Raw genomic sequence first — 25,200 nt, 5'->3', positions numbered from 1 at the left:
TTAAAAACTATTGACCGAAGAAAAATTAATAGCGGCATTAAAATCTGGAAATCAGAAAGTTTTTAGTCAAGTTATAGATGATTATCAACAGAAAGTTTTTGGTACCTGTATCTCTTTTATTCCAAATAAAGAAGACGCAGAAGATGTTGCGCAAGAAGTTTTCTTAGAAGTTTTTAAATCTATCGCCAAATTTAAAGGAGATTCTAAATTATCTACCTGGATTTTTAAAATAGCTACAAATAAGTGTTTAGAATTTATCAGAAAAAAGAATGCTAAAAAACGTTTTGCTTTTATGCAAACCATTCTTGGTAATGAAGTGCCATTAGATAAAACTAGCTATTTTACAGAATTTAACCATCCGGGTGTTTTATTAGAAAATAAAGAGAAATCAGTAACTATATACAAAGCTATAAATACCTTGCCAGAAGCGCAAAGAGTAGTTTTTACATTAGCTAAAATTGATGATAAAAGTTATCAGGAAATTGTAGAGATTACAGGTAAAAGTTTATCGTCTGTTGAGTCTTTAATGTTTAGGGCAAAAAAGAGTTTGCAAGAAAAATTAACAAAATTTTATAAAAATGATATTTAGGCGCAAGTTTTTACAAAAGTTTGCATCTAAATAGGTACGTGTTTATTTTAATAAAGTGTTAAAAATGAAAAATAAAGAAATAGATAAGAAAGTTGAAGATACTTTTATGGCTATAGAAACCATAGAAAAAGTAAAAGTAAGTCCTTATTTTGAACATAAAGTTCTTCAAAAAATAAATGAAGAAAAAGAAGAAAAAGAAAAGGTTTTCTCTTGGCTAACTCCGCAATTTCAATTGGCTGCTGTTTTGGTAATTCTGTTTTTAAATGCAGCAACTATTTTTTACGCTTTTAATTCATCAGAAAAAACGACAAATTACTCTGTAGAAACGTTTTCTCAAGAGTATTCTTTAGAATCTACAAGTAATTCTTATTTAAATTAATAAAATATGAAATCAAAATTACTTCCTATTATATTATTGCTGTTGGTAGTTTTAAACGGCGTACTTATTTTTATGCTAATCAATAAACCGCACATTCAAGAAAAGGAAAGACGTGGTAGAGATTTTCTTATAGAAGAATTAAATTTTACCAAAGATCAAGAAAAAGATTTTTTGGTTATAGATATGTCTCATAGAGAAACGATGAGAAGTTTAGATGAACAGGTAAAAAATAATAAAAATAAACTATTCAATTCTTTTGAAACATTAGAACAAGAAGTGGAATTAATAGCTAAAGAAATAGGCTCTTTAGAAAGTGAAAAAGAGTTAGAAGTATTTTCTTTTTTTAATAAGGTTCGTGATTTGTGTTCACAAGAACAGAAAGATAAATTAGAAAATATTGTTAGAAAAGCTATACATGGCAATAATAAAATGCCACCACCAAGAGACGGTAGAATGCCACCTCAAAATAGAGGAAACCGACCACCACCAAGATAATTTTTGTTTTTAATTATATTCAAAAGCCTTATTTCTAAATTAGAAATAAGGCTTTTTGTTAAAATAAAGTTAACGCGCACAAGTTTTTTTTAATACCTGCATCTAAATATTCAAAACAAGTAAAAACTTATAAAAATGAAGAATTTAGAAAACAAAATAGTAACATCTTTAGCAGTAATAGTTTTAACAACATCTATAAGTTATGCGCAAGAGGAAGAAAGAAGAGAGAAACCAAAAGGGTCACCATCAATAGCTAAAATTTTAAAAGATTTAGATGCTAATGAAGATGGTAAAATTTCTTTAAAGGAAGCTAAAGGTCCGTTGAAAAAAGATTTTAAGAAAATCGATACTAATGAAGATGGTTTTCTATCTAAAAAGGAGTTAAAAAATGCACCAAAACCAGAAAGAAGAGAAAGACCAAGAAATTAATAAAATATGTACAAAAGAAAATAAAAAAAATAAAATTTGATTTGAGTTTGGTTAGTTGATTAAAGGCTTTGTAAGCAATTACGAGGCTTTTTTCTAAAAAAAATATAAACTTAAGCACAAGTTTTTTTAATTAATTGCATCTAAAATATATATAACTTTCAAAATACATTAATATGAGATTTAAAATCGTAAAAAAAATAGCTCTTTTAGCAGTAATTATATCCTACAGTTTTGCGTGTAGTTCTTCAGAAGGTACTACATCAGTAGAAGAAATTGAAGAAGTTGAAGTAACACTTCATAGTGCATTTGCAGAGTTTGATACAACAGAAACAGATATTTATTTACAAGGTTCTAACGTTGTAATCGAAACCACGGGTTTGCCTAATCATAAAACACCATATTGGAGTGAAAATCATCCATTATATGTAGCACCAACTGTAACTAGTACAGATAAAATGACTCCAACCAGAATTGATACATCTGGGCGAGATAATTCTGCTTCTTTAACCGTACCAGCAAATCCTAGTAAAGCCAACTCAACATCTAATACCCAATTAGGCGCAATTGGTATTGCAATTAGCGGTGCTTTTTTATACAATGATCAAGAAGGCAATGGACCTTTAGATTCTGCAGCAGGAAGTTTAGATTACTCAGGTGCACATATTGGCCCTTCAGATTATCATTATCATTTAGAACCTTTGGCTTTTTCTGATGATGACGATAAATTAAATGGTATTATTTCTGATGGTTTTTTTATTTATGGTAGAAAGTGCAACTCTACAGGAACATATCCAACAGATTTAGATAGTTCTGGCGGACATATAAGTACTACGCAACATACAGATATTGCAGAATATCATTATCATATTATCAATGAGTTGTATGCAAGTACAGGTAGGTACATACTTTTTGCAGGACCATATCAAGGAACCCCAAATGCAGTTAACTAGAATATTACTTATCGTTATTCTAGCTCTTAGTAGCTGTAATAAAACTTCTGTTAAAACAACATCTAAAAAAGAAATTAAAAATTTTCTAGTTGATAAAAATGAATTAGAATTAATCAAAGAAAAAGGGCAGTGGTTTTACATGGGTAATCCTTTTAATGGATTTGCTTTAAAATATTATAGTAATTCATCATTATCTGAAAAAATAGGCTACTATAACGGAAAAAAAGAAGGTTTAGCTTATAAGTTTTTTAAAGATGGTACCATAAAAACTAAATCATTCTATAATGAAAATGTTTTAGAAGGAACAAAAATAAAGTACTATTCTTCGGGTAAAGTTTTTTCTGAATCTAAGTATCTAAATGGTAAAAAACATGGGATAGAACAAGTTTGGTTTGAAAATGGACAATTGTCAAAAAAAAAGTACTTAAAAGATGGTAAAGAGAATGGTTTACAACAAGCTTGGTTAAAAAATGGAAAAATATATGTTAACTACGAAGCTAAAAATGGTAGAGCATTTGGTTTGCAAAGAGCTAATTTATGCTACCAATTATCTAACGAAAAAATTATAGAAAATGTTAAATAGATTTTTTTTATTAATTGGTTTTATCATTATGATAGGCTGTAAAAGTAACAATAAAGAAAAAATGTCTAGTAGGGTAGATGTATTGCCTTTTTATAATGAAGCATCTTTTACTCCTAGATGGTTATCATCTTTAGATACAGATTTAGATGATTTTCATAGCATCCCAGAATTTAATTTTATCAATCAAGATGGTCGTGTAGTTAATCACAATACATTTAAAAATAAAATCTATGTGGCAGATTTTTTCTTTACAACTTGTCCTGGTATTTGTCCTAAAATGACGACAAATATGAGTGTAGTTGCAGATAAATTTAAAAACGATACCACTGTATTATTTTTATCTCATTCTGTTACTCCTTCAATAGATTCGGTTGCACAATTAAAAAAATACGCATTAGACAAAAATATTGGTAAAAATTGGCATTTAGTAACTGGTAATAAAAAAGAAATTTACGATTTAGGAAGACAAGCCTATTTTGTAGAAGAAAATTTAGGTGAACCTAAAGGAATAGACGATTTTTTACACACAGAAAACTTTGTCTTAATTGATAAAAACAAACACATTAGAGGTATTTATAACGGTTTAAATAAAAATTCTGTTTTGCAGTTAATTGAAGATATAAAAACCTTAAAGAAAGAGAAGTAGGTGTTTTTTTGGGGAATATTGTTGAAGAGAGCCTTAATTATTTAAGGCTTTTTTTATGCAATAACATTCACTTCAATTTCCAATGAAATTCCGAAGTTTTTAAATACTTTTTCTTGAATTTTTTGAGCTAATAAATAAATTTCTTTACCAGAAGCATTACCGTAATTTACTAAAACTAATGCTTGTTTTTCATGTATACCAGCATCTCCAAAACGTTTTCCTTTAAAACCACTTTGTTCTACTAACCAACCTGCGGGAACTTTAATTTCTGTATCGGAAACCGGGTAATTAGGTATGTTTGGGTTTTCTTTTTGAAGTTCTAAGAATTGATCTTTAGAAATTACAGGGTTCTTAAAAAAGCTACCACTGTTACCAATTTCTTTAGGATCTGGTAATTTAGATTTTCTTATGGCAATTACTGCATTAGAAACATCTTGTAAACTTGGTGAAACTATATTTTTTGCTTCAAGCTCAGTTTCAATTGCACCATAAGAAGTATTTAAAGTATGCTTGTTTTTTGTGAGCTTAAAGCTAACTGCTACAATAATGTACTTACCTTTTTCTTCGTTTTTAAATATTGAGTTTCTGTAGCCAAAATCACAAACTTCGTTAGAAAAACTAACTAGTTTTCCTGTTTCAATTTCTAAGGCTTCAACTTTAGTAATTACATCTTTAACTTCAACTCCGTATGCACCAATATTCTGAATTGGGCATGTGCCAACATTTCCAGGAATTAAAGATAAATTTTCTATGCCACCAAAATCATTGTGAATAGTCCATAAGACAAATTCGTGCCAATTTTCTCCTGCATTAACTGTTAAATAAACATTGTTTTCATCTTCTCTATCAATAGAAATTCCTTTAAAATCTATATGAACAACTAGTTTTTCAATATCTTTAGTAAGTAACATATTGCTACCACCAGAAATTAAAAAAATATCTTTTTCTTGCTTTAAAATTTGTTGCAATAAATAAACAGAATCTACAGATATAAAGCGTTTGGCATTTACAGAAATGCCAAACGTATTATACTTTTTTAAGGGTATGTTTTGTTGAATATTCAACTAGTTTTGGTATTGTTTTAATGCTTCTGCTAAAATTTCTACAGATCTTTTTAAATCTTTTTCATTTAATACATAAGCAATTCTTACTTGATTTTTTCCTTCGCCTGCAGTCGAATAAAAGCCGCTTGCTGGTGCCACCATAACTGTTTCGTTATTATGATTAAAGCTTTCAAGAATCCATTGCGCAAAATGATCAGAATCTTTTACGGGTAATTCTGCAACACAATAAAAAGCACCTTTTGGGTTCGCAACTTTTACGCCATCAATTTTTTGTAATTCAGAAATTAAAATATTTCTTCTAGATACATATTCTTCTTTTACATCATCAAAATAAGACTGTGGTGTGTCTAATGCAGCTTCACTTGCAATTAATGCATATGTTGGCGGGCTTAATCTTGCTTGTGCAAATTTTACCGCAGTTTTTATAAATTCTTCATTTTTTGATACAATACAACCAATTCTTGCACCACACATACTATATCTTTTAGATACAGAATCTATTACAATTGCATTATTTTCTAACCCATCGATAGAAAGTACAGATGTGTGATTTAAACCATCGTAAGTAAATTCTCTATAAACTTCATCAGCAATTAAAAATAAATCGTGTTTTAAAACAATTTCTTTTAATTTTTTAATTTCTTCTTCAGAATATAAATAACCGGTTGGGTTACCTGGGTTACATATTAATATAGCTTTGGTTTTAGCTGTAATTAACTTCTCGAAATCTTCTATTTTTGGTAGTGCAAAATTGTCATCTATACTAGAAATAACGGGTACAACACTTACACCAGAAGCTGTAGAAAAACCATTATAGTTTGCGTAAAATGGTTCCGGAATAATAATTTCGTCTCCTGGATCTGTAATACTTCCAATTGTAAATAATAACGCTTCTGAACCACCTGTTGTAACTACTATATTGCTTGAGTTAACTGGTATATTGTTCTTTACATAATAGTTTGCTAACTTATTTCTGTATTCTTCAGAACCTTCAGATCTTGCATAAGAAAGTGTTTCTATAGTATTGTTTTTAACAGCATCTAAAGCTACTTGAGGGGTTTTAATATCTGGTTGACCTATATTTAAATGAAAAACCTTAACTCCTCTTTTCTTAGCATCTTCTGCGTATGGTACCAATTTTCTAATTGGCGATTCTGGCATTTGTATTCCTTTATTAGATATTGAAGGCATAATATATTGTTGTAATTTTTATCAATGCAAATTTGCAAAATATATTTTATATTAAGAATTATATTATTGAAAGTTTAAGGCTAATTTTTAGTTAAAAAAAGAATAATCAGCAAAAAAAATGTTGTATTTTTATAAATACCTAAACTAAAATAACTTGAATAATAATTCGCTTTTAATAATTTTTATTTTGTTTTTTTTGACTTTTACTTGTCATTCTCAAAACGGATTTCGGTTTAAAAATACGTCTCAAAAAAAACAACGTCTTTCTTTTGAATTAATAAATAATTTGGTTGTAATTCCGGTATTCATCAATAACAAGAAAATGAGTTTTATTCTTGATACTGGTGTAAATAAAACCATAATTTTTAATCTTTCAGAAAATGATAGCATTGGTCTTCTAAATCCAGAAAAAGTATCTTTAAGAGGTTTGGGTGACGGAGAATCTGTAGAAGCTATTATTTCTAGAAATAATAAATTACAAGTTAAAAATGCGATTGGTAATAATGAATCTGTTTATGTTATTTTAAAAGATTTTTTTGATTTATCTAGTAAAATGGGAACTACAATACACGGTATAATAGGCTATAATTTATTAAAAGATTTTGTAGTGAGAATAAATTACAAAACTAAAAAAATAGACTTTTATAACCCAGACTCGTTTAAATATAAACGATGTAAAAAGTGCGAAGTTTTGCCCATACAATTTTATAGAAAAAAACCATTTGTTGAGGTTGATGTGCAATTAGATACAGTTAACAATGTTCAAACTCCTGTTAAAATGTTGGTAGATTCTGGAGGAAGTGATGCAATATGGCTTTTCGAAAATTCTAAAGCCGAAATAAAAACACCTTTAAAATACTTTAATGATTTGTTAGGTGAAGGTTTAAGCGGGTCTATTTATGGTAACAGAAGTAGAATACCAAAATTAATAATTGGTAAATATGAAATTAAAAGCCCTACGGTATCTTTTCTAGATTCTCTTTCTACACAAAATGCAAGTATGTTAAAAGAAAGAAATGGCAGTATTGGTGGTAATATTTTAAAGAGGTTTATGGTTTGGATAGATTACCCAAATAAAAAAATTACCCTTAGAAAAAACGCTTCTTTTAAAAGTGATTTTAATTATAATATGAGTGGTTTAGATATTGTTTATAATGGTAAGCAGTTAGTTAAAGAAGAAATTATTAAACCTGTTTCAGATTCTTTTAATAATGATATTCAAACAAATAATACAATTTCTTTTGTAGCCAATTACACGTATAAATTTAAGCCTTCTTATATTATTAAAAATGTTGTAAAAAACTCGCCAGCAGATAGGGCAGGTTTGCAACTAGGTGATATTCTCTCAAGTATTAATAGAAAACCCGTTCACTCATATAAACTAAATGAAATTGTAAGTAAAATGCAAGAAAGAGCCAATAAAAAAATTACAATTACAGTTCTAAGATACGGTTCTAAAAAAACATTTCAATTTCGATTAGAAAAAAGAATCTAACTGCCAGAAAGCATGCTTTTCTCTTTTTCTAAGAACTCTTTTTTATCTACAAAACCTCTAATTTTTAAAGTTTTTCTAGCAGTTTTTGCATTAGAGAAAATTGTAATTTGTTTAGAAAAACCACCAACTCTTTTTGTATCATAAGAAACTTTAATTTCTCCTTTTTCACCTGGCATAATTGGTTTTTCTGGTTTTTTAGGCACGGTACAACCACAAGAAGATTGTATGTTCTTAATAATTAAGGGTGCATCGCCAATATTTGTAAATACAAAAACTCGCTCTCCGTTAGCGCCTTTACTAACTTTACCATAGTTAATAGACTCTGTTTCAAACTTAAATTCTTGTGAGTTTATAGAAAAAGAGACAAATAAAAATAAGATTAAGGCTGTTAAAAGTTTCATATTTAATATTTTAAAGTGTAAAATTAAGCTTTATAATTTGTTTTAAAAAATCAACTACTAATTTTCTCTACAAAATAGATAATTGTATTTTTGTGAATTATATATCAAAAAGGATACCAAAGTATGACAATTCCATCTAAATACGATGCAAAACAAGTAGAAGATAAATGGTACGATTACTGGATGAAAAATAATTATTTTCATTCAACGCCAGATGAAAGAGAGCCTTACACAATCGTGATTCCGCCACCAAACGTAACCGGAGTATTACATATGGGGCACATGCTAAATAATACAATACAAGATGTTTTAATTAGACGTGCACGTTTATTAGGCAAAAATGCTTGTTGGGTACCTGGTACAGATCATGCATCTATTGCCACAGAAGCAAAAGTTGTTGCTAAATTAAAAGAGCAAGGAATTAAAAAAAGCGACTTAACTCGTGAAGAATTCTTACAACATGCTTTTGATTGGAAAGATGAATATGGAGGAATTATTTTAGAACAATTAAAGAAGTTAGGTGCTTCTTGTGATTGGGAAAGAACTGCGTTTACAATGGATCCAGAGATGTCTGAATCTGTGATTAAAGTTTTTGTTGATTTATACAACAAAGGTTTAATATACAGAGGCTACAGAATGGTAAACTGGGATCCAGAAGCCAAAACAACACTTTCTGATGAAGAAGTAATTCACGAAGAAAGACAAGGAAATTTGTATTATTTAGAATACAAAATTGAAGGTTCTGATGATACATTAACAATTGCAACAACAAGACCAGAAACTATTTTTGGTGATACTGCAATTTGTATCAACCCAAATGATGAGCGTTTTACACACTTAAAAGGTAAAAAAGCAATTGTGCCGCTTTGCGGAAGAATTATTCCGATTATAGAAGATGAATATGTAGATTTAGAATTTGGTACAGGTTGTTTAAAAGTTACGCCTGCACACGATGAAAATGATAAGAATTTAGGTGATAAACACAATCTAGAAGTAATCGATATTTTTAATGATGATGCTTCTTTAAATTCCTTCGGATTACATTACCAAGGGAAAGATAGATTTGTAGTTCGTAAAGAAATTGCTCAAGAATTATCAGAAAAAGGAATTTTAGTAAAAACTGAAGTTCATACAAACAAAGTTGGTACATCAGAAAGAACAAAAGCGGTTATTGAACCTAGATTGTCTGACCAATGGTTTTTAAAGATGGAAGAATTGGCTAAACCTGCAATTAAAGCAGTTTTAGGTGATGATACTGATATCAACTTATATCCAAAGAAATTTGAAAATACGTACCGTCATTGGATGGAAAATGTACGTGATTGGAATATTTCTCGTCAACTTTGGTGGGGACAACAAATTCCTGCTTTTTTCTATGGAGACGGAAAAGAAGATTTTGTTGTTGCAGAAAATATTGAAGATGCTTTAGTTTTAGCAAAAGAAAAAACAGGAAATGCTTCTTTGTCTGCGTCTGATTTAAAACAAGATGAAGATGCTTTGGATACTTGGTTCTCTTCTTGGTTGTGGCCAATGTCTGTTTTCGACGGAATTAGAAACCCAGAGAACGAAGAAATTAAATATTATTACCCAACAAACGATTTAGTTACTGGTCCGGATATTTTATTTTTCTGGGTGGCAAGAATGATTGTTGCAGGTTATGAATATAAAGATCAAAAACCTTTTAATAACGTATATTTAACAGGGTTAGTTAGAGATAAACAAAGACGTAAAATGTCTAAATCTTTAGGTAATTCTCCAGATGCACTTAAATTAATTGATGATTATGGCGCAGACGGTGTAAGAGTTGGACTTTTATTAAGTTCTGCAGCAGGTAACGATTTAATGTTTGATGAAGATTTATGTCAACAAGGAAAAGGGTTTGCAAATAAAATTTGGAATGCTTTCCGTTTGATAAAAGGTTGGGAAGTAGATGCAAGTTTACCACAACCAGAAACTTCTAAAATTGGTTTAGAATGGTATGAAGCTAAGTTTCAAAAAACTTTGGCAGAAATAGAAGATCATTTTTCTAAATATCGTTTGTCTAATGCCTTAATGGCAATTTACAAGTTAATTAATGATGATTTTTCTTCTTGGTTATTAGAAATTGTAAAACCAGTATATCAGCAACCAATAGACAAAACTACGTTTGATGCAATTATAGAAGTTTTAGAAAATAACTTAAAAGTATTGCATCCGTTTATGCCATTTTTAACAGAAGAAATTTGGCAGCATATTACAGAAAGATCATCAGAAGAAGCATTGGTTATTGCCAAATATCCTACAATTAAAAAGTTTGATACGCAAATAATTACCAATTTCGATTTTGCTACAGATGTAGTTTCAGGAATTAGAACTATTAGAAAAGATAAGAACGTTTCATTTAAAGATGCGGTCGAATTATTTGTAATTGATAATGATAAAAGTTCTAAAGATTTTGATGCTGTTATTCAGAAATTAACAAATACAGCAGCAATAAACTATGTTTCAGAAAAAGTAGATGGCGCTTCATTTAGAGTAAAGTCAAATGAATATTTTGTACCAATTTCTATAGAAAATATAGATGTAGAAGCCGAAATTAAAAAGTTAGAAACAGAATTAAAAAGAGCAGAAGGTTTCTTGTTTGGTATTAACAAAAAGCTTTCTAACGAACGTTTTGTGGCAAATGCACCAGAGCAAGTAATTGCTTTAGAACGTAAAAAAGAAGCAGATACTATTGCTAAAATAGAAACAATAAAGAGTAGTTTAAGTTCCCTTAAATAACTCGTAAATACATTTTAATTTTTCTAAAAAAACCATAATATTAAGTTATTATGGTTTTTTTAACATTTTAAGTTAAAAAGTTATAAAATACAGTTAGGGTTATACTAATTCGAAAAAATGTAGGTTTTAAAAGATAACTATTAATAAAACTTAAAATTATGAAAAAACTTATTATTCCCTTTGTAGCATTGTCTTTATTGGCAACATCATGTGTGTCTAAAAAGAAATATGCTGCTTTAGAAAGTCAATATATAGACACTAAAGGAAATCTTCAAAAAACTACTATAGAAAAAGAAGCTTTAGAAGTTAAATTTGCTAAAATTGAAAAAAGAGTAGCTAATTATAACGATAAAATTAACTCTTTAAAAAGTGACAACGTTACTTTGAAAAATGAAAATGACATTAAATTAGATATGGTTGGTAATACAGCCGTAATATCTAATAAGACTAGAGAAAGAATGAGAGAAACGCTAGCAAAAGTAGATGCAGCAGATTTAGCAGAGGCTAAGACTCTAAAAGATTCTTTAAACTTAGCGATATCTTATAATTTAAAGAATAAGATGAATACTTCTGATCTTAATAATTCTGATGATATAAATATAGATATTGATCAAACAGTTGTAATGATTTCTGTTTCTGATAAATTGTTATTTAATACTGCTAGTTATAGAGTAAAAAAAGGAGCTTATAGTTTAGTAGAAAAGTTGGCTAATGTTATAAATTCTGAACCAAGTATGGATGTGATGATAGAAGGTCATACAGACTCAAGAACTATCAACAATGCTTCTGTGCAAGATAATTGGGATTTGAGTGTTAAAAGATCTACGTCAATTGTAAGATTATTAGAAAACAAATACAATGTAGATGGTAGCAGATTAATTGCATCAGGTAGAGGTTCTACAATGCCTTTAGTAGAAAATAATACACGAGAAAATAGAGCCAAAAATAGAAGAACTAGAATCGTAATTCTACCAAATTTAGATAAGTTTTTTGCACTAATTGCTACAGATGAAGCATTAGCAGAATAAAAATTTAAAATAATATATTCCAAAAAAAAGCTCCCAATTGGGAGTTTTTTTTATTTGTTTAAATTCTCTTTGTCGTGGTTTTTATAAAACTGCATGATAATAAAAGAACCTATAAATGAAGATGCCATACCTTCTATTAATAAAGTAATTACTACTTCTGGCAACGTTAAATTACCACCAATTAAAAAAGAATTATTCATTACAGTTAGAAAATCAGGATTTATAAATTGTACATAAATTACAACACCAATAATAGAAAGAATTACTGCAATAACAGAAGTTCTAATACCAATACCTAAATTTGTAGTGTATTTAGTTTCGTTGTTTTTGTATACACTTTCTTTAATGGCTAAGTATATACCAAATAGTACAAAAGCTAAATTTAAAAATCTTAAATATGGGTTTTCTTCTAAGCCAACTAATTTACATAGTAGAAAAAATCCACCAATTAAAAATGTAATTAGGAATGCGTTTTTAATAATAATTTTATCTGTTGTCATCTTATCTTTTTTTTATATTCATAATTTCTTCTGAAACTCTCACCGAATTTTTATATCATATTAAGAGACATTACAATGGTTTTCTACCAGAAATAATATTATAAAGAATTACAATAACTGCAATTACTAATAATGTATGTATTAAACTGCTAGTTGCAATTCCTGGTACAATACCTAAAACACCTAATGCCCAAATAATAATAAAAACTACGGCTACAAGCCACAAAATACTTCTCATGATAATTAATTTTTTTGTTCACTCAAAATTATAAAAATTGTAAAGTGTAGTTTAACGCTATCCATTTAAATATTATCTTTGATGCATACAAAAAGCTATTCATGAAAGTAATTGCAATGATTCCTGCACGCTATAGTGCTTCTCGATTTCCGGGTAAATTAATGAAAGATTTAGGTGGTAAAACCGTGATTTTAAGAACATACGAAGCTGCTTTACATACAGATTTATTTGACGAGGTTTATGTAGTCACAGATTCAGATATAATTAAAGAAAACATTTCTAATGCTAACGGTAACGTAATTATGAGTAAAAAAGAGCACGAATGTGGCTCTGATAGAATTGCAGAAGCTGTAGAGTTTTTAGACGCAGATATTGTAATTAATGTGCAAGGAGACGAACCATTTATAGACAAAATATCGTTAGAGAAATTAGTAGACGTATTTAAGAAAGATTTAAAAAAAGAAATAGATTTAGCTTCGCTAAAAGTAGAAATTACTAATAAAGAGGATATCGAAAATCCAAATAACGTTAAAGTAATTACAGATGTAAATAATTTGGCTATTTATTTTTCTAGAAGCGTTATACCATTTCATCGAGATAAAAACGTCAATGTAAAATACTATAAACACAAAGGTGTTTATGCTTTTAGAAAACAAGCTTTATTAGATTTTTATAAAACACCAATGACACCTTTAGAAGCTTCAGAAAAAATTGAAGCAATTCGATACCAAGAAATTGGTAAAAAAATAAAAATGGTAGAAACTTCTGTAGAAGCGGTAGGTATAGATACACCAGAAGACTTAGAAAAAGCCAAAAAATACTTAAACTTATAATATGTTTAAAAATATAAAAGTAATCGCATTTGATGCTGATGATACTCTGTGGGTAAACGAAACTTATTTTAGAGAAGCAGAAGAAACTTTTGCTGAATTAATATCTAAATACGAAACTAAAAATAAAATAGATCAAGAGCTTTTTAAAACTGAAATTAAAAATCTTGAAATATATGGTTACGGCATAAAAGGCTTTGTTTTATCGATGGTAGAATGTGCATTAGAATTATCAAATTACAAGTTGCCACAAAAAACAATCGAAAAAATACTAGATATTGGTAAAGAAATGTTGGCACAACCTATAGAGTTATTAGACGGAGTAGAAGAGGTGTTAAGTAATTTACAAGGCAAGTATAAATTGATAGTTGCTACAAAAGGCGATTTATTAGATCAAGAAAAAAAATTAGAAAAATCGAATCTTCTAAAATATTTTCATCATATCGAAGTAATGAGCGATAAGAAAGAAAAAGATTATTTAAAATTGATGAAACATCTTGAAGTAGAACCATCAGAATTGTTAATGATTGGTAATTCTTTAAAGTCTGATGTTTTGCCTTTAGTTGCTTTAGGTGCATCTGCAATTCATATTCCTTTTCATACAACTTGGGCGCATGAAGAAGTTACATCCGAAGAAAAAAACGATGCAAGCTATAAAACAATTTCTAAAATTACAGACATACTAAATTTTTTATGAAGTATTTAGATATAGATTCTTGGAACAGAAAACAGCATTTTCAACATTTTAAAAGTTTAGAAGATCCTTTTTTTTCGGTTACAGTAAATGTTGATGTTACAAATACCTTAAAATTGTCTAAAGAAAAAAAAGCTTCTTTTTTTGCAATGTATTTGCACGCATGTTTAGTCGCGTTAAATTCTATTGAAAATTTTAAATATAGAATTCAAGAAGATAAAATTGCTATTCATGATGTAATAAATGCATCTGCAACAATAGCTAGAGAAGATCATACATTTGGTTTTTCTTATATTTATTTTGATGAAATTTTTAAAAATTTTAACGATAACTTTCTTAAGGAAAAGGAAAGAATTTTAAATTCAGAAGAATTGTTTCCACCGGTAAATTCTGATGATTGTATCTATTGTTCTGCATTGCCGTGGTTTTCTTTTACAAGTCAAAAAGAACCTGTATCTGGCGTTAAGAATGATAGTATTCCTAAATTAGCATTTGGTAAAACATTTACAGAAAATAATCAAATAAAAATGCCTGTTGCTATTTCTGTAAATCATGCTCTGGTAGATGGTTATCATATTGGTTTATTTTTTGAAGAATTTCAGAGTCAATTAGATAAAAACAATTAACTTTGCATCTTTAAAATAAATAAATTATGGCAAGCATAAAAAACTTAAAAAAAGATATTAACTATACTTTAGGAGATATTATTGGATACGCTTCTGAAAAAGTTGATCTTAAAGGAGAGAATAAAGAAGTAGAGGCAGTTATAGATGAAACTATAAACACTTTTGACGATTTAATTGGGAAAATTAACGCAAAAGGTGTAGAAAACAAAAAAGCACATTACAAGCAAGTAAGTGCAGAGTTAGAAACAAGAGCCAACGATTTAATCGCTAAAATTAATAAGATTTAATCTTAATTTTTTTAGATATTTTTTAACAACCATCAACATTTCTGTTGATGGTTTTTTTATTAAATTTGGTTAGTTATACTAAAAATGAATTATTAACGTTAAAACTTTAAATATTATTAAATTATGGCTAGAGCAATGTTTGAATATACGAAAACGGTTTTAAAAAAAGTTAGCTTTAATTCAGATCTTTTTTGCAAAGAATTACAAAAAAGTTTAGACAGACTATTGCCGTACGAAATTAACGAACTTGTAATTTGGTTAAGAGGTTTTACAGCAAATAAACCAGAACTTTTAATATGTATGAATTTACTTAAGAAATAAAAAAAAAGAGGCTTTAAAGCCTCTTTTTAATTTATATAAAGTTTTTATTATTCTTTTTTACTTCTTCCTTTACCATATTTTCTCATTAACTTTCTAGCGAATTCTCTTTCAGAAATATGAAGTTTCATTATTTTTCTGTAGGATAAAAACTTAGAAACTTTAGTGTTAAAATCTTCTTTTTCTGAGGCAATTTCGTTTTCTAACTCTAGTCTTAATAAAACTAGTTTTTTTGCATCAGATTCTTCTAATTTGCTTAAATCGCCTGCTTCTTTAATTTTTTTCTTGTATTCTATACGTCCTTTATTTCTAAGAAAATCTATCTTTTCTTCGTGTTTGTTGTATAAAGGCCAAAATTTTTCTGCCTCGCTAGAAGTAAGCTGTAATTCTTCTGTTAAATAAGCTGTTTTTAAAGCTTTAATTTTTTTTCTACTTTCTTTAGTATGTTGTGCTATACTGCTAAAAGAAGTAAGTATTATTGTTAAAAGTAAGATGTATTTTTTCATTATTAATAGTTTTCGTTTAATAAAGATGTGTTTTCAGAATCTATAATGTAATCTTCTATATCTGTATTGTTTAAACTTGCAAAAGCAAAGTCATTTTCGTTATATACTTCATTATTAATTAAGGCTGCAAAATCTTCATCGGAAATATCACTAGCATTTTCAATTACCCAGTTTTCTATATCTGTTTCAGCTAAAGTGTCAAAATTTATTTCATCACTTTTAAAATTGTTATAAAAATTGATGCTTAAAAATAACACAACAGAAGCGGCTGCTGCAATTGGTATAAACCTAATTATTTTATCTTTTAAAGAGATTACTTTACCTTTTTTAGAAACAATTACTTTGTTTATTATTGAATCTTCTACTTTTTCAAAGTAATTATCTGGTATAGAAAAACCATTTTCTTTCGGAAATTTTTCTTCTTTAAGAAAGGCAGAGAATTTATCTTCTGCATTCTCAAAATAATTTTCGGGAGCAGATAAACCAGTATTTTTTTTAATTACCGATTTTAAAAAGTCTTCGCTATGTTTAATATTGTTTTCCATAATTACTATTTAGACACAATTATTTACAAAAGGTTTAATCTGTTTGATTTTTTATATAGCTTTCTATTTTTTTAACTGCATGAAAATAAGAAGATTTAAGAGCTCCTACAGAAGTTTCTAAAATTTCTGACATTTCGTTATACTTAATTTCATCAAAATATTTCATGTTAAATACAAGTTGCTGCTTTTGTGGTAGGGTAGCAATTGCTTTTTGAAGTATAATCTGAATTTCATCACCAGAAAAATACACATCACTTTCTAAACTAGATGCTAATTGTTCGTGCATTTCAGAAATATCTACATTTCTGTCTTTTGCACGTTTATTAATAAATGTAATAGATTCGTTTGTTGCAATTCTGTACATCCAAGAAAACAACTTGCTTTCTTGGTTAAACTTATCGATGTTTTTGTAAACCTTTATAAATGTGTTTTGTAAAACGTCGTCTGCATCATCATGAGAAACTACAATTTTACGTATATGCCAATACAAGCGCTCTTTGTAGAGTCTTATTAACTCTCTAAAAGCAGCTTCTCTAGTGGCAACATTTTTAAGTTGTTCTATTAAAACAATTTCGTCTTTCAATTGGGTTGTTTTTTTAGTAAGACAAAATTTTATACAAAAGGTTTAATCTAGATTATTTATCTATTCTAGATCTAGAGTAACCAAACAATCTTTTTTGCTTAATTATTTCTGGAATTCCTTCTGGTAACATTTCTTCCCAACCTTTTTTACCGTCTAAAATCATTTTTAAAACTGTACGAGAAAAAATATCTAAAATTTCTTTATCAAAGTCATCAATATCTACAACTTTACCATTGTGCTTAAAGAATTTAAATAATTCTTTCATTCTAGGGTGCACTTTTAAGTTCTCGCTGGTAATGTATTCTCCTGATGCTTGATCGTGATAAGGATACATGTAAACTTTTAAATCTCTATAGAAAAGTTTACCAAATGCTTCTAAAATTCCACCACTTAAATTTCTGTAGTACTTTTCATCAAAAATTTGAATTAAGTTTTGAACACCCATAGTTAACCCCATTCTTTCTTTGGTGAATTCACTAAAGTATTCTACCAATTTAAAGTATTGCTGAAAACTAGTAATCATTACATTTTGTCCCAGTGAACAAAGTAGTTCTGCTCTGTCTAAAAAGTCTCTTTCGTTAATTTTACCTTCTGCACTTAAATTACTTAAGGTAATTTCGAAAATAACTTGTGTTTTACTTTCTTCAACTTTATTTTCTTCGAAGAAAAGTTTTTTCGACTTCTCAAACATATCCATATTTACCTTAGTAACTGGTCTAAAGCTACCTCTTAAGGCCAAAATATTCTTTTTGTATAATACTTGTGCTGGTAATAAGTTGTTTCCGTCTGGGCCAAACATTACCGCATTTGTCATTCCGTTTTTAAGTAATTGTAAACTCATTAAACGGTTATCAACATACATAAAACGAGGTCCAGAGAAATTAATCATATCAATTTCTAATTGATCGTTACTTAAATTATGGTAAAAAGATTTTACCAATTCTTTCGGATTATCATTTAAGTAAAAAGCACCATAAATTAAGTTTACACCTAAAATACCTAAAGTTTCTTGCTGTAAACGAGCATCTGTTTCTTTAAAACGTAAGTGTAAAATAATTTCGTTGTACCCTTCTAAAGGATCTAATTGAAAACGGATTCCGACCCAACCATGACCTTTAAATTTCTTTGCAAAATCTATAGTTGTTACGGTATTTGCATAACTAAAAAATAATTTATCAGGATGTTTAGATCTACTTAATCGATCTTCCATTAAATCGATTTCATGACGTAACATTTTCTTTAAACGAGGTTGAGTAACATAACGTTTATCTTCTTCGATACCATAAATAGCGTCAGAAAAATCTTTATCATATGCACTCATTGCCTTTGCAATTGTACCAGAAGCAGCACCAGATCTAAAAAAATTACGCGCTGTTTCTTGTCCGGCTCCAATTTCGGCAAAAGTACCGTAAATGTCAGAGTTTAAGTTAATTCTAAGCGCTTTGCTTTTAGTTGTTGGTACACTACTTATTTCTTGATCTCCTTTTAAAGAAATTGCCATAAATTCGTTTTTAATTATCGCAACAAATGTACTAAATAAGTGTGTAATCAGTAAATTTTTATCTTATTTTTGTTTCAATGAAAACTGATAAAAAACTGTTAAATATTACTTTTTTAGGTACTGGTACATCACAAGGTATACCAATGATAGCAAGTAACGATCCTGTTTGTTTGTCTAAAGATTTTAAAGATAAGCGCTTACGATCTTCTGTGTTAATTTCTTCGGATGATGCGTCTTATGTTATCGATTGTGGTCCAGATTTTAGACAACAAATGCTTAGAGAGAATGTGCAATTGGTAGAAGGCGTTTTATTTACCCACGAACATGCAGATCATACAGCAGGTTTAGATGATTTAAGACCTTATTGTTATAAAATAGGAGAGATGCCTATTTATTTAAATAAGAGAACGTTAGAAAGTTTAGAACAACGTTTTCAGTATATATTTTCTAAAGAAAATAGATATCCTGGTGCACCAAGTGTACAACCAACTATTGTTGATAATCAAAGTTTTAAATTAGGTAATTTAAATGTAACACCAATACAGGTTTTGCATGGTAATTTGCCTATTTTAGGTTACAAAATAGAAAATATTGCTTATTTAACAGATGTAAAAACTATTGCAACATCAGAAATTGATAAGCTAAAAAACTTAGATGTTTTAATAGTAAATGCTTTACGATTAGAGGCGCATCCTACACATTTTAACTTAGAAGAAGCCTTAGATTTTGTGGCAAAAATTAAGCCTAAAAAAACTTATTTTACGCATATTAGTCACAAATTAGGTTTTCATAAAGAAGTCTCTAAAAACTTACCGCCAAATGTTTATTTGGCTTATGATGGTTTAAAAATAACAAGTTAGATTTTAAATAATTATATTTTAACGTATATTTGTTATTATAGGTAATAAAAGCAAAAAAAATTGCTTTATTTAATAAGCCAAATAAATCAACGCAATTAATAATATAGATGGAAAACAAGTCAGAGAATAGCAAAGCAACCAAAGCTAATCAAGTAGAAGATAGTAGAATTGCAGCAGTAAGAGATTTAATTTTTGGTGAAAATATTCAGCAATACAATTCTGAGTTTGAAGATGTTTTTAACAGAATTAAAGCATTACGAGACGAAACTCAAAAAAACTTAGGAGAATCTGTAGCAAATTTAGAAAATAAATTAGCAGATTTAGAAAGTCTAATGGATCATAAATTTCAAGATTTAAACGAAGATTTAGATAAGAAATTGGCAGATTTAGATGATGAAAAAGCAGATAGAAAAAAATTAGGAAAAGCTTTAGAAAAAATTGCATTGATGTTGCAAGAATAGATGAAAAAGGAAACTGTAGATAACAAAAAAGACAATCGTTTTGAGTTGCTCAGAGAACTTTTATTAGAAGAAGATAGAGATAAGTTTTCTGATTTAAGTAATAGAATTTTAGAAAAAGAAAGATTATCTGAGAAGGTTACGCCTGTAGTAGATGAAAAAATTGAAGATCTTCGTAAAAATTTTCCAGCTTATTTTGGAAGCACGATTACAGAAACAATAAAAGTACAAATTAGAGACTCGCAAGATGAGGTTGTAGAAGCTTTATACCCAATAATGGGTAAACTTATTAAGAAAGCAATTGTTAGTGAAATAACAAAGTTGTCTGACAGTATTAATAAAACCATCACAGAAAAATTCTCGATTACTGAAATCTTAAAAAGGTTTTTTAAAGGAAAAAAGAGTGATGCAGAAGATGTACTACAAGAAGTTTTTGAGCCAATAATAGAAGAGGTTTTTATCATAGAAAAAGACTCTGGTTTATTATCGGGAAATTTTACAAGAGGTAATATTGCAGATAAAGATATGGTTTCTGGTATGTTAACAGCCATTAAATCATTTGCAGAAGAAGCGTTTTCTAAAGAAGATCAAAATTTAGAAGATATTCGATTCGATAACTTTCAGCTTACCATAAAAAACTTCAAAACGATATACATTGCAATTGCAACTTCAGGAGTAATTAACAATGAATTTAGAGAGAACTTGTCTGATAACGTAAATAATTTAGCAGAAATTATCTTAAGAGATCGCGATTATTTATCAGATGAAGTTAAACTGAATGTCTTAATAGAAAGACATTTAATAGATTAATAATAATGATAGCTAAAAAAGTTTTATTAGTTGGTAATTTTGGCGTTGGTAAAACATCTTTAATTAGAAGATTTGTTTTAAATCAATTCTCAGAAGACTATATAAGCACTATTGGTGTTAGGGTTAGTTCTAAAATTGTATCCTACGAAAATCAAGAAATTAAACTTTTAATTTGGGACGTTGCAGGTACAAGTGAAGATGAAAAAATACCCAAAGCTTATTTTTTAGGAGCAAAAGCAGCCATGTATGTTTTCGATTTAAGCAGAGAAGAAACGTATTTAAAATTAGATGAATACGTTGGTAACGTAAAAGAATTGTCTGGTTTAAAAGAAATAACCATTGTGGGTAACAAAAAAGATTTACTTACAGAAGATGAGTTGTTAGCAGTTAAAAATAAAGTTTCTTTAGATATAGATCTAATTACAAGTGCAAAAGAAAATGAAAACGTAGAGAATGCATTTTTAAAGTTAGCAGCAAATTCATTAAAATAAAATTCACTTGATACCAGCAAAAATAGAAGATGTTTTTATACAAATTACCACCAATATTTCTGGTGTGATTTTAAATATCGATGCTGGTAAATTTGCTATCTCAGAATTTCGTTTAAATCAAAGTATTTTTGATGTCTGTCCTTTTTTAGAAGGAACATTAGAAGCTTTAGAAGAAAATACTTCGTTTCTGTTAGAGGGCATGGTTGTTAACGCAGATAATCAAGAATTTAATGTTGATTTAGAGTTGTTTAATACAAGCAAGGTTGTAACAGTTTTAATTCATAACAGAACAAATGTTTATAAATACGTCGATCAATTAAATCAAAATCGAAACGATATTTTCTTTGTGAAAAGAGAACTGGCAGAAAAAAATATTGAGTTAGATCGATTAAGAAAAATTGCAGATAAAGCAAACGAAGAAAAGTCTCGATTTTTAGCAATGATGAGTCATGAAATCAGAAATCCTTTAAATGTTATTTTAGGATATTCTGAAATGATTTCTAATGAAAGTATAAATGATAATGTTAAAGAATATGCCAATCTTTTATCTTTATCTGGTAAAAACCTTAAAGTAATTGTAAACGATATTTTAGATTTATCTAGAATAGAAGCCGGAAAATTAGATTTGGTAAATTCCGAATTAAATGTTCATGAAGTTGCTAAAAATGCCATTGATAATTATAGATTCCAGAATAAAAACAACAAAATTACTTTAGCTTTAGAGGTTGATGAAAATATACCTAAAGTTTTAATTGGTGACGATGTTCGAGTAAATCAAATCTTATCTAATTTATTATCAAACGCTTTAAAATTTACTGAAAAAGGAGTTATATCTTTAAAGTTAAATATAGATTCAGAAGAAGAAAATCAGGTTCTTTTAAACTTTTTAATTGAAGATTCTGGTAGAGGAATGACTGCTGAACAAGCTTCTAAAATTTTTAATGAATATCAGCAAAATAATAAAGATGATAATCGAGTGTACGGTGGCGCTGGTCTTGGTTTGTCTATTGTTAAGAAGTTGCTTTTGGCAATGAACGGAGAAATCTCTGTGAAAAGTAAACTGAATTCTGGTACTTTGTTTAAAGTAAAAATTCCTTTTTCAAAACCGAAGCAAAATCAGCAATCTCAGAATCAGAATCCAGAGAAATTTACCGACATAAATTTAGTAGGCAAAAGAATATTAGTAGCAGATGATGATGTGTTAAATCAATCAATTGTTTCTCATATTTTAAAATCTGAAAATGTAGTTTTAACTTTAGTAAAAGATGGTTTTGAAGCTTTACAATTGTTAAAAAATAACATTTTTGATATCGTTCTTTTAGATATACACATGCCAAATATTACAGGCGAACAGTTAGTTCAAATGTCTAATGAATTTGCAAGTGATAACTCTAAAATTCCTTTTTTAGCATTAACAGCAAACACTACAGAAGAAGATGTTTTACGATATAAAAGTATTGGTTTTAAAGATGTAATTGGTAAGCCTTATACTGCAAAACAGCTTAAAGAGCAAGTTTATAAAGCTTTAAATTAAATTTAATACCAGCGTTTTTTCTTCTTTTTAGAAGCTTCAGATTTTCTACCTTTTTTATTTTTACTTATGGTATTAGGTTGTTTTTTTGTGTGTTTTGGTTTGTTGATTACATACGGATGATCAGTAACAACTTTAATAGGTCTTTCGATTAGGTTTTCTATTAATTTTATATACCCATTTTCGTCAGGCGAACAAAATGAAAATGCTATTCCGGATTTACCCGCTCTACCTGTTCTACCTATTCGATGTACATAAGTTTCTGGTACATTTGGCATATCAAAATTAATAATACAGTCAACATTTGTAATATCAATACCTCTAGAAGCAACATCTGTGGCAATTAAAATGTGTGCTTTTTTATTTTTAAAATCTTCAATAGCTTTATTTCTTGTTGCCTGCGTTTTATCTCCATGAATACTAGCAACCTTATATTCGTTTTTTAAAAGTGAGTTTTCTAATTTATCAACTCCAAATTTTGTACGCCTAAAAATAATAATTCTTCCATTAATTGTGTTTCTCAACAAGTTTAAACAGAGATCTGTTTTGTTTTTCTTTGGAAGATAATATAATAATTGTCCAATGTTTTTTGCAGTTGTTTCTTCTGGATGTATTTCTACTTTAACTGCATTTTTTAAGGTAGCATTAGCTAATTCAACTATTTTTACTGGCATAGTTGCAGAAAATAATAGTGTTTGTTTTTTTCTAGGGCTAAGGCTTTCGATTTTTTTAATATCGTTTATAAAACCCATGTCTAACATTAAATCTGCTTCGTCTAAAACAAAAATTTCTACATTACTTAAATCTATATTTCCTTGCATTTGCAAGTCTATTAATCTACCAGGAGTTGCAATTAATATATCTACACCAGAAGCTAGTTTTTCTTTTTGAGGTTCTAAAGAAACGCCACCATATACAGCCGTTACAGTACTATTTGTGTATTTACCAAAACTTTCAAAATTTTCTAAAATTTGAATCGCTAATTCTCTTGTTGGAGTTAGAATAACAGATTTAATTTTCTTTTTTTTAGTTTCTAAATTCTCTGTGTCTTTTGTTATAAGTTCTAAAATCGGTAGAGCAAAAGCAGCTGTTTTACCCGTACCTGTATTTGCAGAAACGATTACATTTTTTTTATCTAAAATTAACGGAATTGCTTTTTCTTGAACCAAGGTTGCAGTGTGAAACCTTTCTTCTGAAACAGCTTTTAAAATTGAATTATTTAATGAAAACTTAGAAAATTGCATGTAATATTTTTGTGCAAAGGTAGTTTAAAAGAAAATATATTTTTATGATTTTACTTTAATACTATATTTAAATATTTTAAATATGCATTTCTAATTCTTGTATTAATTTAGAATGAACAGAAAAAATAAAAAACCTTGGCCTACAAAAGCAGCTATGACTCAAGTTTATGATAAATATCTTTGGGGAAAAGGAGATGGCTTGTTTTATTCTGGTGAAGGTTCTCATCTAGAATATATTGTAAAACCATACGTTCAAAATGTTCGTTTTTTTCTTAAATCATTTAAATCGCCTATTTCTGTGTGCGATTTAGGTTGTGGAGATTTTAATATTGGTAAACATTTTGTAGAATTTACTTCAAACTATATTGCTGTAGATATAGTAGAGGATTTAATCAATTATAATAAAGAAAAATTTAGTTTAAAAAACTTAAGTTTTTTTACTTTGGATATTGCTAAAGATGATTTACCTAATGCAGATTGTGCAATTATTAGGCAAGTATTACAGCATTTGTCTAATAAAGAAGTAGAAGATATTGTTCAAAAATTAAATAGTTATAAATATTTAATTTTAACTGAGCATTTACCCTTAGGTGATTTTGAACCCAATAAAGATATTATTTCTGGTCAAGGAATTCGATTGAAAAAAAAGAGCGGAATTAATTTATTAGCACCACCTTTTAATTTGAAGGTGCAATCAGAAAAAGAATTAGTGTCTGTTACTCTTACAGATAATAAAGGAGTTTTAGTTACAACGTTATATCAACTTTTTTAAACATCATTATTTATTTCGATCCAATAACCATCAGGATCTTGAAAATAAATTTGTTTAATGCCATCTTTTCTTAAATAATCTTTTGTAGGTGTATCTTTCCAATCAGAATATTCAATATTTAAATCGTTTAAATGTGAAATAAATGCATCAAATTGTGCTGTAGACAAAGCAAAATGAACTGCTTTATTAGTTTTTACTTCTAAATTTGGTCTAGGAATTAAATGTAATTGCCTGTCTTCATTTAGAGAAAGCCATCTTGTTTTAGAGTTTGAAGCAGTGTTTTCAATTTCTTTTAAACCTAATACTTTTTGATAAAAATCTATAGATTTTGTAACATCTTTTATAGAAATAGCAATGTGATTAAAGGTGAAATTATGCATAAAATTTTTGTTTTAA

At 28.3% G+C, this 25,200-nt stretch carries 32 protein-coding genes; 21 read left to right on the top strand and 11 right to left on the bottom strand.

Annotated elements, in window-relative coordinates; all coding sequences use genetic code 11:
- Positions 1–10 precede the first annotated feature (10 nt).
- From WG950_RS03850 to WG950_RS03820, 7 genes are all read left to right on the top strand, one after another.
- Positions 11–589: an RNA polymerase sigma factor gene (locus tag WG950_RS03850; RefSeq protein ID WP_079738550.1), complete on the top strand. Its 579-nt coding sequence runs from the start codon at positions 11–13 to the stop codon at positions 587–589.
- A gap of 64 nt (positions 590–653) precedes the next feature.
- The gene (locus WG950_RS03845; RefSeq protein ID WP_340934228.1) at positions 654–968 is read left to right on the top strand and encodes a hypothetical protein; all 315 of its coding nucleotides are present in this window, start codon (positions 654–656) and stop codon (positions 966–968) included.
- A gap of 6 nt (positions 969–974) precedes the next feature.
- Positions 975–1,463 carry a hypothetical protein gene (locus WG950_RS03840; protein ID WP_340934227.1) on the top strand — a complete coding sequence of 163 codons (489 nt, stop codon included), beginning with the start codon at positions 975–977 and terminating at the stop codon, positions 1,461–1,463.
- A gap of 135 nt (positions 1,464–1,598) precedes the next feature.
- Positions 1,599–1,892: an EF-hand domain-containing protein gene (locus WG950_RS03835; protein ID WP_340934226.1), complete on the top strand. Its 294-nt coding sequence runs from the start codon at positions 1,599–1,601 to the stop codon at positions 1,890–1,892.
- Positions 1,893–2,065: 173 nt separating this feature from the next.
- Complete coding sequence (locus WG950_RS03830) at positions 2,066–2,842, top strand: YHYH protein (RefSeq protein ID WP_340934225.1); 777 nt, start codon at positions 2,066–2,068, stop codon at positions 2,840–2,842.
- Positions 2,829–3,425 (top strand): hypothetical protein, encoded by a 597-nt coding sequence (locus WG950_RS03825; protein WP_340934224.1) that lies wholly within the window; start codon positions 2,829–2,831, stop codon positions 3,423–3,425. The genes WG950_RS03830 and WG950_RS03825 overlap by 14 nt, the downstream gene beginning before the upstream one ends.
- Positions 3,415–4,071 (top strand): SCO family protein, encoded by a 657-nt coding sequence (locus tag WG950_RS03820; protein WP_340934223.1) that lies wholly within the window; start codon positions 3,415–3,417, stop codon positions 4,069–4,071. The genes WG950_RS03825 and WG950_RS03820 overlap by 11 nt, the downstream gene beginning before the upstream one ends.
- A gap of 53 nt (positions 4,072–4,124) precedes the next feature.
- Here WG950_RS03820 and murB read toward each other — a convergent pair whose 3' ends face one another.
- Positions 4,125–5,135 (bottom strand): UDP-N-acetylmuramate dehydrogenase, encoded by a 1,011-nt coding sequence (murB, locus tag WG950_RS03815; RefSeq protein ID WP_340934222.1) that lies wholly within the window; start codon positions 5,133–5,135, stop codon positions 4,125–4,127.
- Positions 5,136–6,326 (bottom strand): pyridoxal phosphate-dependent aminotransferase, encoded by a 1,191-nt coding sequence (locus tag WG950_RS03810; RefSeq protein WP_340934221.1) that lies wholly within the window; start codon positions 6,324–6,326, stop codon positions 5,136–5,138.
- Positions 6,327–6,480: 154 nt separating this feature from the next.
- Between WG950_RS03810 and WG950_RS03805 the strand changes: the two genes are divergently transcribed.
- Entirely contained in the window at positions 6,481–7,821 is a 1,341-nt protein-coding gene (locus tag WG950_RS03805; protein ID WP_340934220.1) for an aspartyl protease family protein, read from the top strand.
- Here the strand turns inward: WG950_RS03805 and WG950_RS03800 are convergent.
- Entirely contained in the window at positions 7,818–8,222 is a 405-nt protein-coding gene (locus WG950_RS03800; RefSeq protein WP_340934219.1) for a DUF1573 domain-containing protein, read from the bottom strand. The genes WG950_RS03805 and WG950_RS03800 overlap by 4 nt on opposite strands.
- A 123-nt stretch (positions 8,223–8,345) precedes the next feature.
- Between WG950_RS03800 and WG950_RS03795 the strand changes: the two genes are divergently transcribed.
- Both WG950_RS03795 and WG950_RS03790 read left to right on the top strand, forming a co-directional pair.
- The gene (locus WG950_RS03795; RefSeq protein ID WP_340934218.1) at positions 8,346–10,982 is read left to right on the top strand and encodes a valine--tRNA ligase; all 2,637 of its coding nucleotides are present in this window, start codon (positions 8,346–8,348) and stop codon (positions 10,980–10,982) included.
- Between the two features lie 158 nt (positions 10,983–11,140).
- Complete coding sequence (locus WG950_RS03790) at positions 11,141–12,010, top strand: OmpA family protein (RefSeq protein WP_340934217.1); 870 nt, start codon at positions 11,141–11,143, stop codon at positions 12,008–12,010.
- A gap of 50 nt (positions 12,011–12,060) precedes the next feature.
- On the opposite strand, the gene WG950_RS03785 is transcribed toward WG950_RS03790, so the two are convergent.
- Positions 12,061–12,510, bottom strand: a complete 450-nt coding sequence (locus WG950_RS03785) for a DUF4199 domain-containing protein (RefSeq protein ID WP_340934216.1) — start codon at positions 12,508–12,510, stop codon at positions 12,061–12,063.
- Between the two features lie 70 nt (positions 12,511–12,580).
- Positions 12,581–12,748: a lmo0937 family membrane protein gene (locus tag WG950_RS03780; protein WP_149025846.1), complete on the bottom strand. Its 168-nt coding sequence runs from the start codon at positions 12,746–12,748 to the stop codon at positions 12,581–12,583.
- A gap of 101 nt (positions 12,749–12,849) precedes the next feature.
- Here WG950_RS03780 and kdsB point away from each other — a divergent pair, with 101 nt between their 5' ends.
- From kdsB to WG950_RS03755, 5 genes are all read left to right on the top strand, one after another.
- Complete coding sequence (gene kdsB / locus WG950_RS03775; protein ID WP_340934215.1) at positions 12,850–13,581, top strand: 3-deoxy-manno-octulosonate cytidylyltransferase; 732 nt, start codon at positions 12,850–12,852, stop codon at positions 13,579–13,581.
- A gap of 1 nt (position 13,582) precedes the next feature.
- Entirely contained in the window at positions 13,583–14,275 is a 693-nt protein-coding gene (locus tag WG950_RS03770) for an HAD family hydrolase (RefSeq protein WP_340934214.1), read from the top strand.
- Positions 14,272–14,898, top strand: coding sequence for a chloramphenicol acetyltransferase (locus WG950_RS03765; protein ID WP_340934213.1), 627 nt, complete (start codon positions 14,272–14,274; stop codon positions 14,896–14,898). Before WG950_RS03770 ends, WG950_RS03765 begins: the two co-directional genes overlap by 4 nt.
- A gap of 26 nt (positions 14,899–14,924) precedes the next feature.
- Positions 14,925–15,185: a hypothetical protein gene (locus tag WG950_RS03760; RefSeq protein WP_079738567.1), complete on the top strand. Its 261-nt coding sequence runs from the start codon at positions 14,925–14,927 to the stop codon at positions 15,183–15,185.
- A 123-nt stretch (positions 15,186–15,308) separates the two neighbouring features.
- A complete protein-coding gene (locus WG950_RS03755; RefSeq protein ID WP_077808976.1) occupies positions 15,309–15,506 on the top strand; it encodes a hypothetical protein in 198 nt (65 codons plus the stop codon).
- 47 nt (positions 15,507–15,553) lie between these two features.
- On the opposite strand, the gene WG950_RS03750 is transcribed toward WG950_RS03755, so the two are convergent.
- Genes WG950_RS03750 through WG950_RS03735 form a run of 4 tightly spaced genes read right to left on the bottom strand, consistent with a single transcriptional unit; the run spans position 15,554 to position 18,638 of the window.
- Positions 15,554–16,009: a sensor of ECF-type sigma factor gene (locus tag WG950_RS03750; protein WP_340934212.1), complete on the bottom strand. Its 456-nt coding sequence runs from the start codon at positions 16,007–16,009 to the stop codon at positions 15,554–15,556.
- A gap of 2 nt (positions 16,010–16,011) precedes the next feature.
- Positions 16,012–16,554 carry a hypothetical protein gene (locus WG950_RS03745; protein WP_340934211.1) on the bottom strand — a complete coding sequence of 181 codons (543 nt, stop codon included), beginning with the start codon at positions 16,552–16,554 and terminating at the stop codon, positions 16,012–16,014.
- Positions 16,555–16,588: 34 nt separating this feature from the next.
- Entirely contained in the window at positions 16,589–17,137 is a 549-nt protein-coding gene (locus tag WG950_RS03740) for an RNA polymerase sigma factor (RefSeq protein WP_340934210.1), read from the bottom strand.
- Between the two features lie 52 nt (positions 17,138–17,189).
- Entirely contained in the window at positions 17,190–18,638 is a 1,449-nt protein-coding gene (locus WG950_RS03735) for a nicotinate-nucleotide adenylyltransferase (RefSeq protein ID WP_077808980.1), read from the bottom strand.
- Positions 18,639–18,715: 77 nt separating this feature from the next.
- Here WG950_RS03735 and WG950_RS03730 point away from each other — a divergent pair, with 77 nt between their 5' ends.
- The 5 genes from WG950_RS03730 to WG950_RS03710 all read left to right on the top strand — a co-directional run bounded on the left by WG950_RS03730 (position 18,716) and on the right by WG950_RS03710 (position 22,791).
- Positions 18,716–19,498 carry an MBL fold metallo-hydrolase gene (locus tag WG950_RS03730; protein ID WP_340934209.1) on the top strand — a complete coding sequence of 261 codons (783 nt, stop codon included), beginning with the start codon at positions 18,716–18,718 and terminating at the stop codon, positions 19,496–19,498.
- Positions 19,499–19,605: 107 nt separating this feature from the next.
- A complete protein-coding gene (locus WG950_RS03725) occupies positions 19,606–19,959 on the top strand; it encodes a hypothetical protein (RefSeq protein ID WP_077808982.1) in 354 nt (117 codons plus the stop codon).
- Positions 19,960–20,766, top strand: a complete 807-nt coding sequence (locus WG950_RS03720; protein ID WP_340934208.1) for a cell envelope biogenesis protein OmpA — start codon at positions 19,960–19,962, stop codon at positions 20,764–20,766.
- A gap of 5 nt (positions 20,767–20,771) precedes the next feature.
- The gene (locus tag WG950_RS03715; protein WP_340934207.1) at positions 20,772–21,257 is read left to right on the top strand and encodes a Rab family GTPase; all 486 of its coding nucleotides are present in this window, start codon (positions 20,772–20,774) and stop codon (positions 21,255–21,257) included.
- A 7-nt stretch (positions 21,258–21,264) separates the two neighbouring features.
- Entirely contained in the window at positions 21,265–22,791 is a 1,527-nt protein-coding gene (locus WG950_RS03710) for an ATP-binding response regulator (RefSeq protein ID WP_340934206.1), read from the top strand.
- A 2-nt stretch (positions 22,792–22,793) separates the two neighbouring features.
- On the opposite strand, the gene WG950_RS03705 is transcribed toward WG950_RS03710, so the two are convergent.
- On the bottom strand, positions 22,794–24,032 hold the full coding sequence (locus WG950_RS03705) for a DEAD/DEAH box helicase (RefSeq protein WP_340934205.1): 1,239 nt from the start codon (positions 24,030–24,032) through the stop codon (positions 22,794–22,796).
- Between the two features lie 112 nt (positions 24,033–24,144).
- On the opposite strand from WG950_RS03705, the gene WG950_RS03700 reads away from it, so the two are divergent.
- Entirely contained in the window at positions 24,145–24,804 is a 660-nt protein-coding gene (locus WG950_RS03700) for a class I SAM-dependent methyltransferase (protein ID WP_340934204.1), read from the top strand.
- Here the strand turns inward: WG950_RS03700 and WG950_RS03695 are convergent.
- On the bottom strand, positions 24,801–25,184 hold the full coding sequence (locus tag WG950_RS03695; RefSeq protein WP_340934203.1) for a VOC family protein: 384 nt from the start codon (positions 25,182–25,184) through the stop codon (positions 24,801–24,803). The genes WG950_RS03700 and WG950_RS03695 overlap by 4 nt on opposite strands.
- Positions 25,185–25,200 lie beyond the last annotated feature (16 nt).

Origin of the sequence: Polaribacter marinaquae, assembly GCF_038019025.1 — a bacterium.
Lineage (GTDB): Bacteria > Bacteroidota > Bacteroidia > Flavobacteriales > Flavobacteriaceae > Polaribacter > Polaribacter marinaquae.
The sequence above is the reverse complement of the archived record's forward strand: the minus strand, read 5'-3'. Positions and strand labels throughout refer to the sequence as shown.

What these genes read in the sequence shown, in the direction of transcription:
- WG950_RS03845 (WP_340934228.1), top strand. Translation starts at nt 654, where the DNA reads ATGAAAAATAAAGAAATAGATAAGAAAGTTGAAGATACTTTTATGGCT.
- WG950_RS03840 (WP_340934227.1), top strand. Translation starts at nt 975, where the DNA reads ATGAAATCAAAATTACTTCCTATTATATTATTGCTGTTGGTAGTTTTA.
- WG950_RS03835 (WP_340934226.1), top strand. Translation starts at nt 1,599, where the DNA reads ATGAAGAATTTAGAAAACAAAATAGTAACATCTTTAGCAGTAATAGTT.
- WG950_RS03830 (WP_340934225.1), top strand. Translation starts at nt 2,066, where the DNA reads ATGAGATTTAAAATCGTAAAAAAAATAGCTCTTTTAGCAGTAATTATA.
- WG950_RS03825 (WP_340934224.1), top strand. Translation starts at nt 2,829, where the DNA reads ATGCAGTTAACTAGAATATTACTTATCGTTATTCTAGCTCTTAGTAGC.
- WG950_RS03820 (WP_340934223.1), top strand. Translation starts at nt 3,415, where the DNA reads ATGTTAAATAGATTTTTTTTATTAATTGGTTTTATCATTATGATAGGC.
- WG950_RS03810 (WP_340934221.1), bottom strand. Translation starts at nt 6,326, where the DNA reads ATGCCTTCAATATCTAATAAAGGAATACAAATGCCAGAATCGCCAATT.
- WG950_RS03800 (WP_340934219.1), bottom strand. Translation starts at nt 8,222, where the DNA reads ATGAAACTTTTAACAGCCTTAATCTTATTTTTATTTGTCTCTTTTTCT.
- WG950_RS03795 (WP_340934218.1), top strand. Translation starts at nt 8,346, where the DNA reads ATGACAATTCCATCTAAATACGATGCAAAACAAGTAGAAGATAAATGG.
- WG950_RS03790 (WP_340934217.1), top strand. Translation starts at nt 11,141, where the DNA reads ATGAAAAAACTTATTATTCCCTTTGTAGCATTGTCTTTATTGGCAACA.
- WG950_RS03785 (WP_340934216.1), bottom strand. Translation starts at nt 12,510, where the DNA reads ATGACAACAGATAAAATTATTATTAAAAACGCATTCCTAATTACATTT.
- WG950_RS03780 (WP_149025846.1), bottom strand. Translation starts at nt 12,748, where the DNA reads ATGAGAAGTATTTTGTGGCTTGTAGCCGTAGTTTTTATTATTATTTGG.
- kdsB (WP_340934215.1), top strand. Translation starts at nt 12,850, where the DNA reads ATGAAAGTAATTGCAATGATTCCTGCACGCTATAGTGCTTCTCGATTT.
- WG950_RS03770 (WP_340934214.1), top strand. Translation starts at nt 13,583, where the DNA reads ATGTTTAAAAATATAAAAGTAATCGCATTTGATGCTGATGATACTCTG.
- WG950_RS03765 (WP_340934213.1), top strand. Translation starts at nt 14,272, where the DNA reads ATGAAGTATTTAGATATAGATTCTTGGAACAGAAAACAGCATTTTCAA.
- WG950_RS03760 (WP_079738567.1), top strand. Translation starts at nt 14,925, where the DNA reads ATGGCAAGCATAAAAAACTTAAAAAAAGATATTAACTATACTTTAGGA.
- WG950_RS03755 (WP_077808976.1), top strand. Translation starts at nt 15,309, where the DNA reads ATGGCTAGAGCAATGTTTGAATATACGAAAACGGTTTTAAAAAAAGTT.
- WG950_RS03750 (WP_340934212.1), bottom strand. Translation starts at nt 16,009, where the DNA reads ATGAAAAAATACATCTTACTTTTAACAATAATACTTACTTCTTTTAGC.
- WG950_RS03745 (WP_340934211.1), bottom strand. Translation starts at nt 16,554, where the DNA reads ATGGAAAACAATATTAAACATAGCGAAGACTTTTTAAAATCGGTAATT.
- WG950_RS03735 (WP_077808980.1), bottom strand. Translation starts at nt 18,638, where the DNA reads ATGGCAATTTCTTTAAAAGGAGATCAAGAAATAAGTAGTGTACCAACA.
- WG950_RS03730 (WP_340934209.1), top strand. Translation starts at nt 18,716, where the DNA reads ATGAAAACTGATAAAAAACTGTTAAATATTACTTTTTTAGGTACTGGT.
- WG950_RS03725 (WP_077808982.1), top strand. Translation starts at nt 19,606, where the DNA reads ATGGAAAACAAGTCAGAGAATAGCAAAGCAACCAAAGCTAATCAAGTA.
- WG950_RS03720 (WP_340934208.1), top strand. Translation starts at nt 19,960, where the DNA reads ATGAAAAAGGAAACTGTAGATAACAAAAAAGACAATCGTTTTGAGTTG.
- WG950_RS03715 (WP_340934207.1), top strand. Translation starts at nt 20,772, where the DNA reads ATGATAGCTAAAAAAGTTTTATTAGTTGGTAATTTTGGCGTTGGTAAA.
- WG950_RS03705 (WP_340934205.1), bottom strand. Translation starts at nt 24,032, where the DNA reads ATGCAATTTTCTAAGTTTTCATTAAATAATTCAATTTTAAAAGCTGTT.
- WG950_RS03700 (WP_340934204.1), top strand. Translation starts at nt 24,145, where the DNA reads ATGAACAGAAAAAATAAAAAACCTTGGCCTACAAAAGCAGCTATGACT.
- WG950_RS03695 (WP_340934203.1), bottom strand. Translation starts at nt 25,184, where the DNA reads ATGCATAATTTCACCTTTAATCACATTGCTATTTCTATAAAAGATGTT.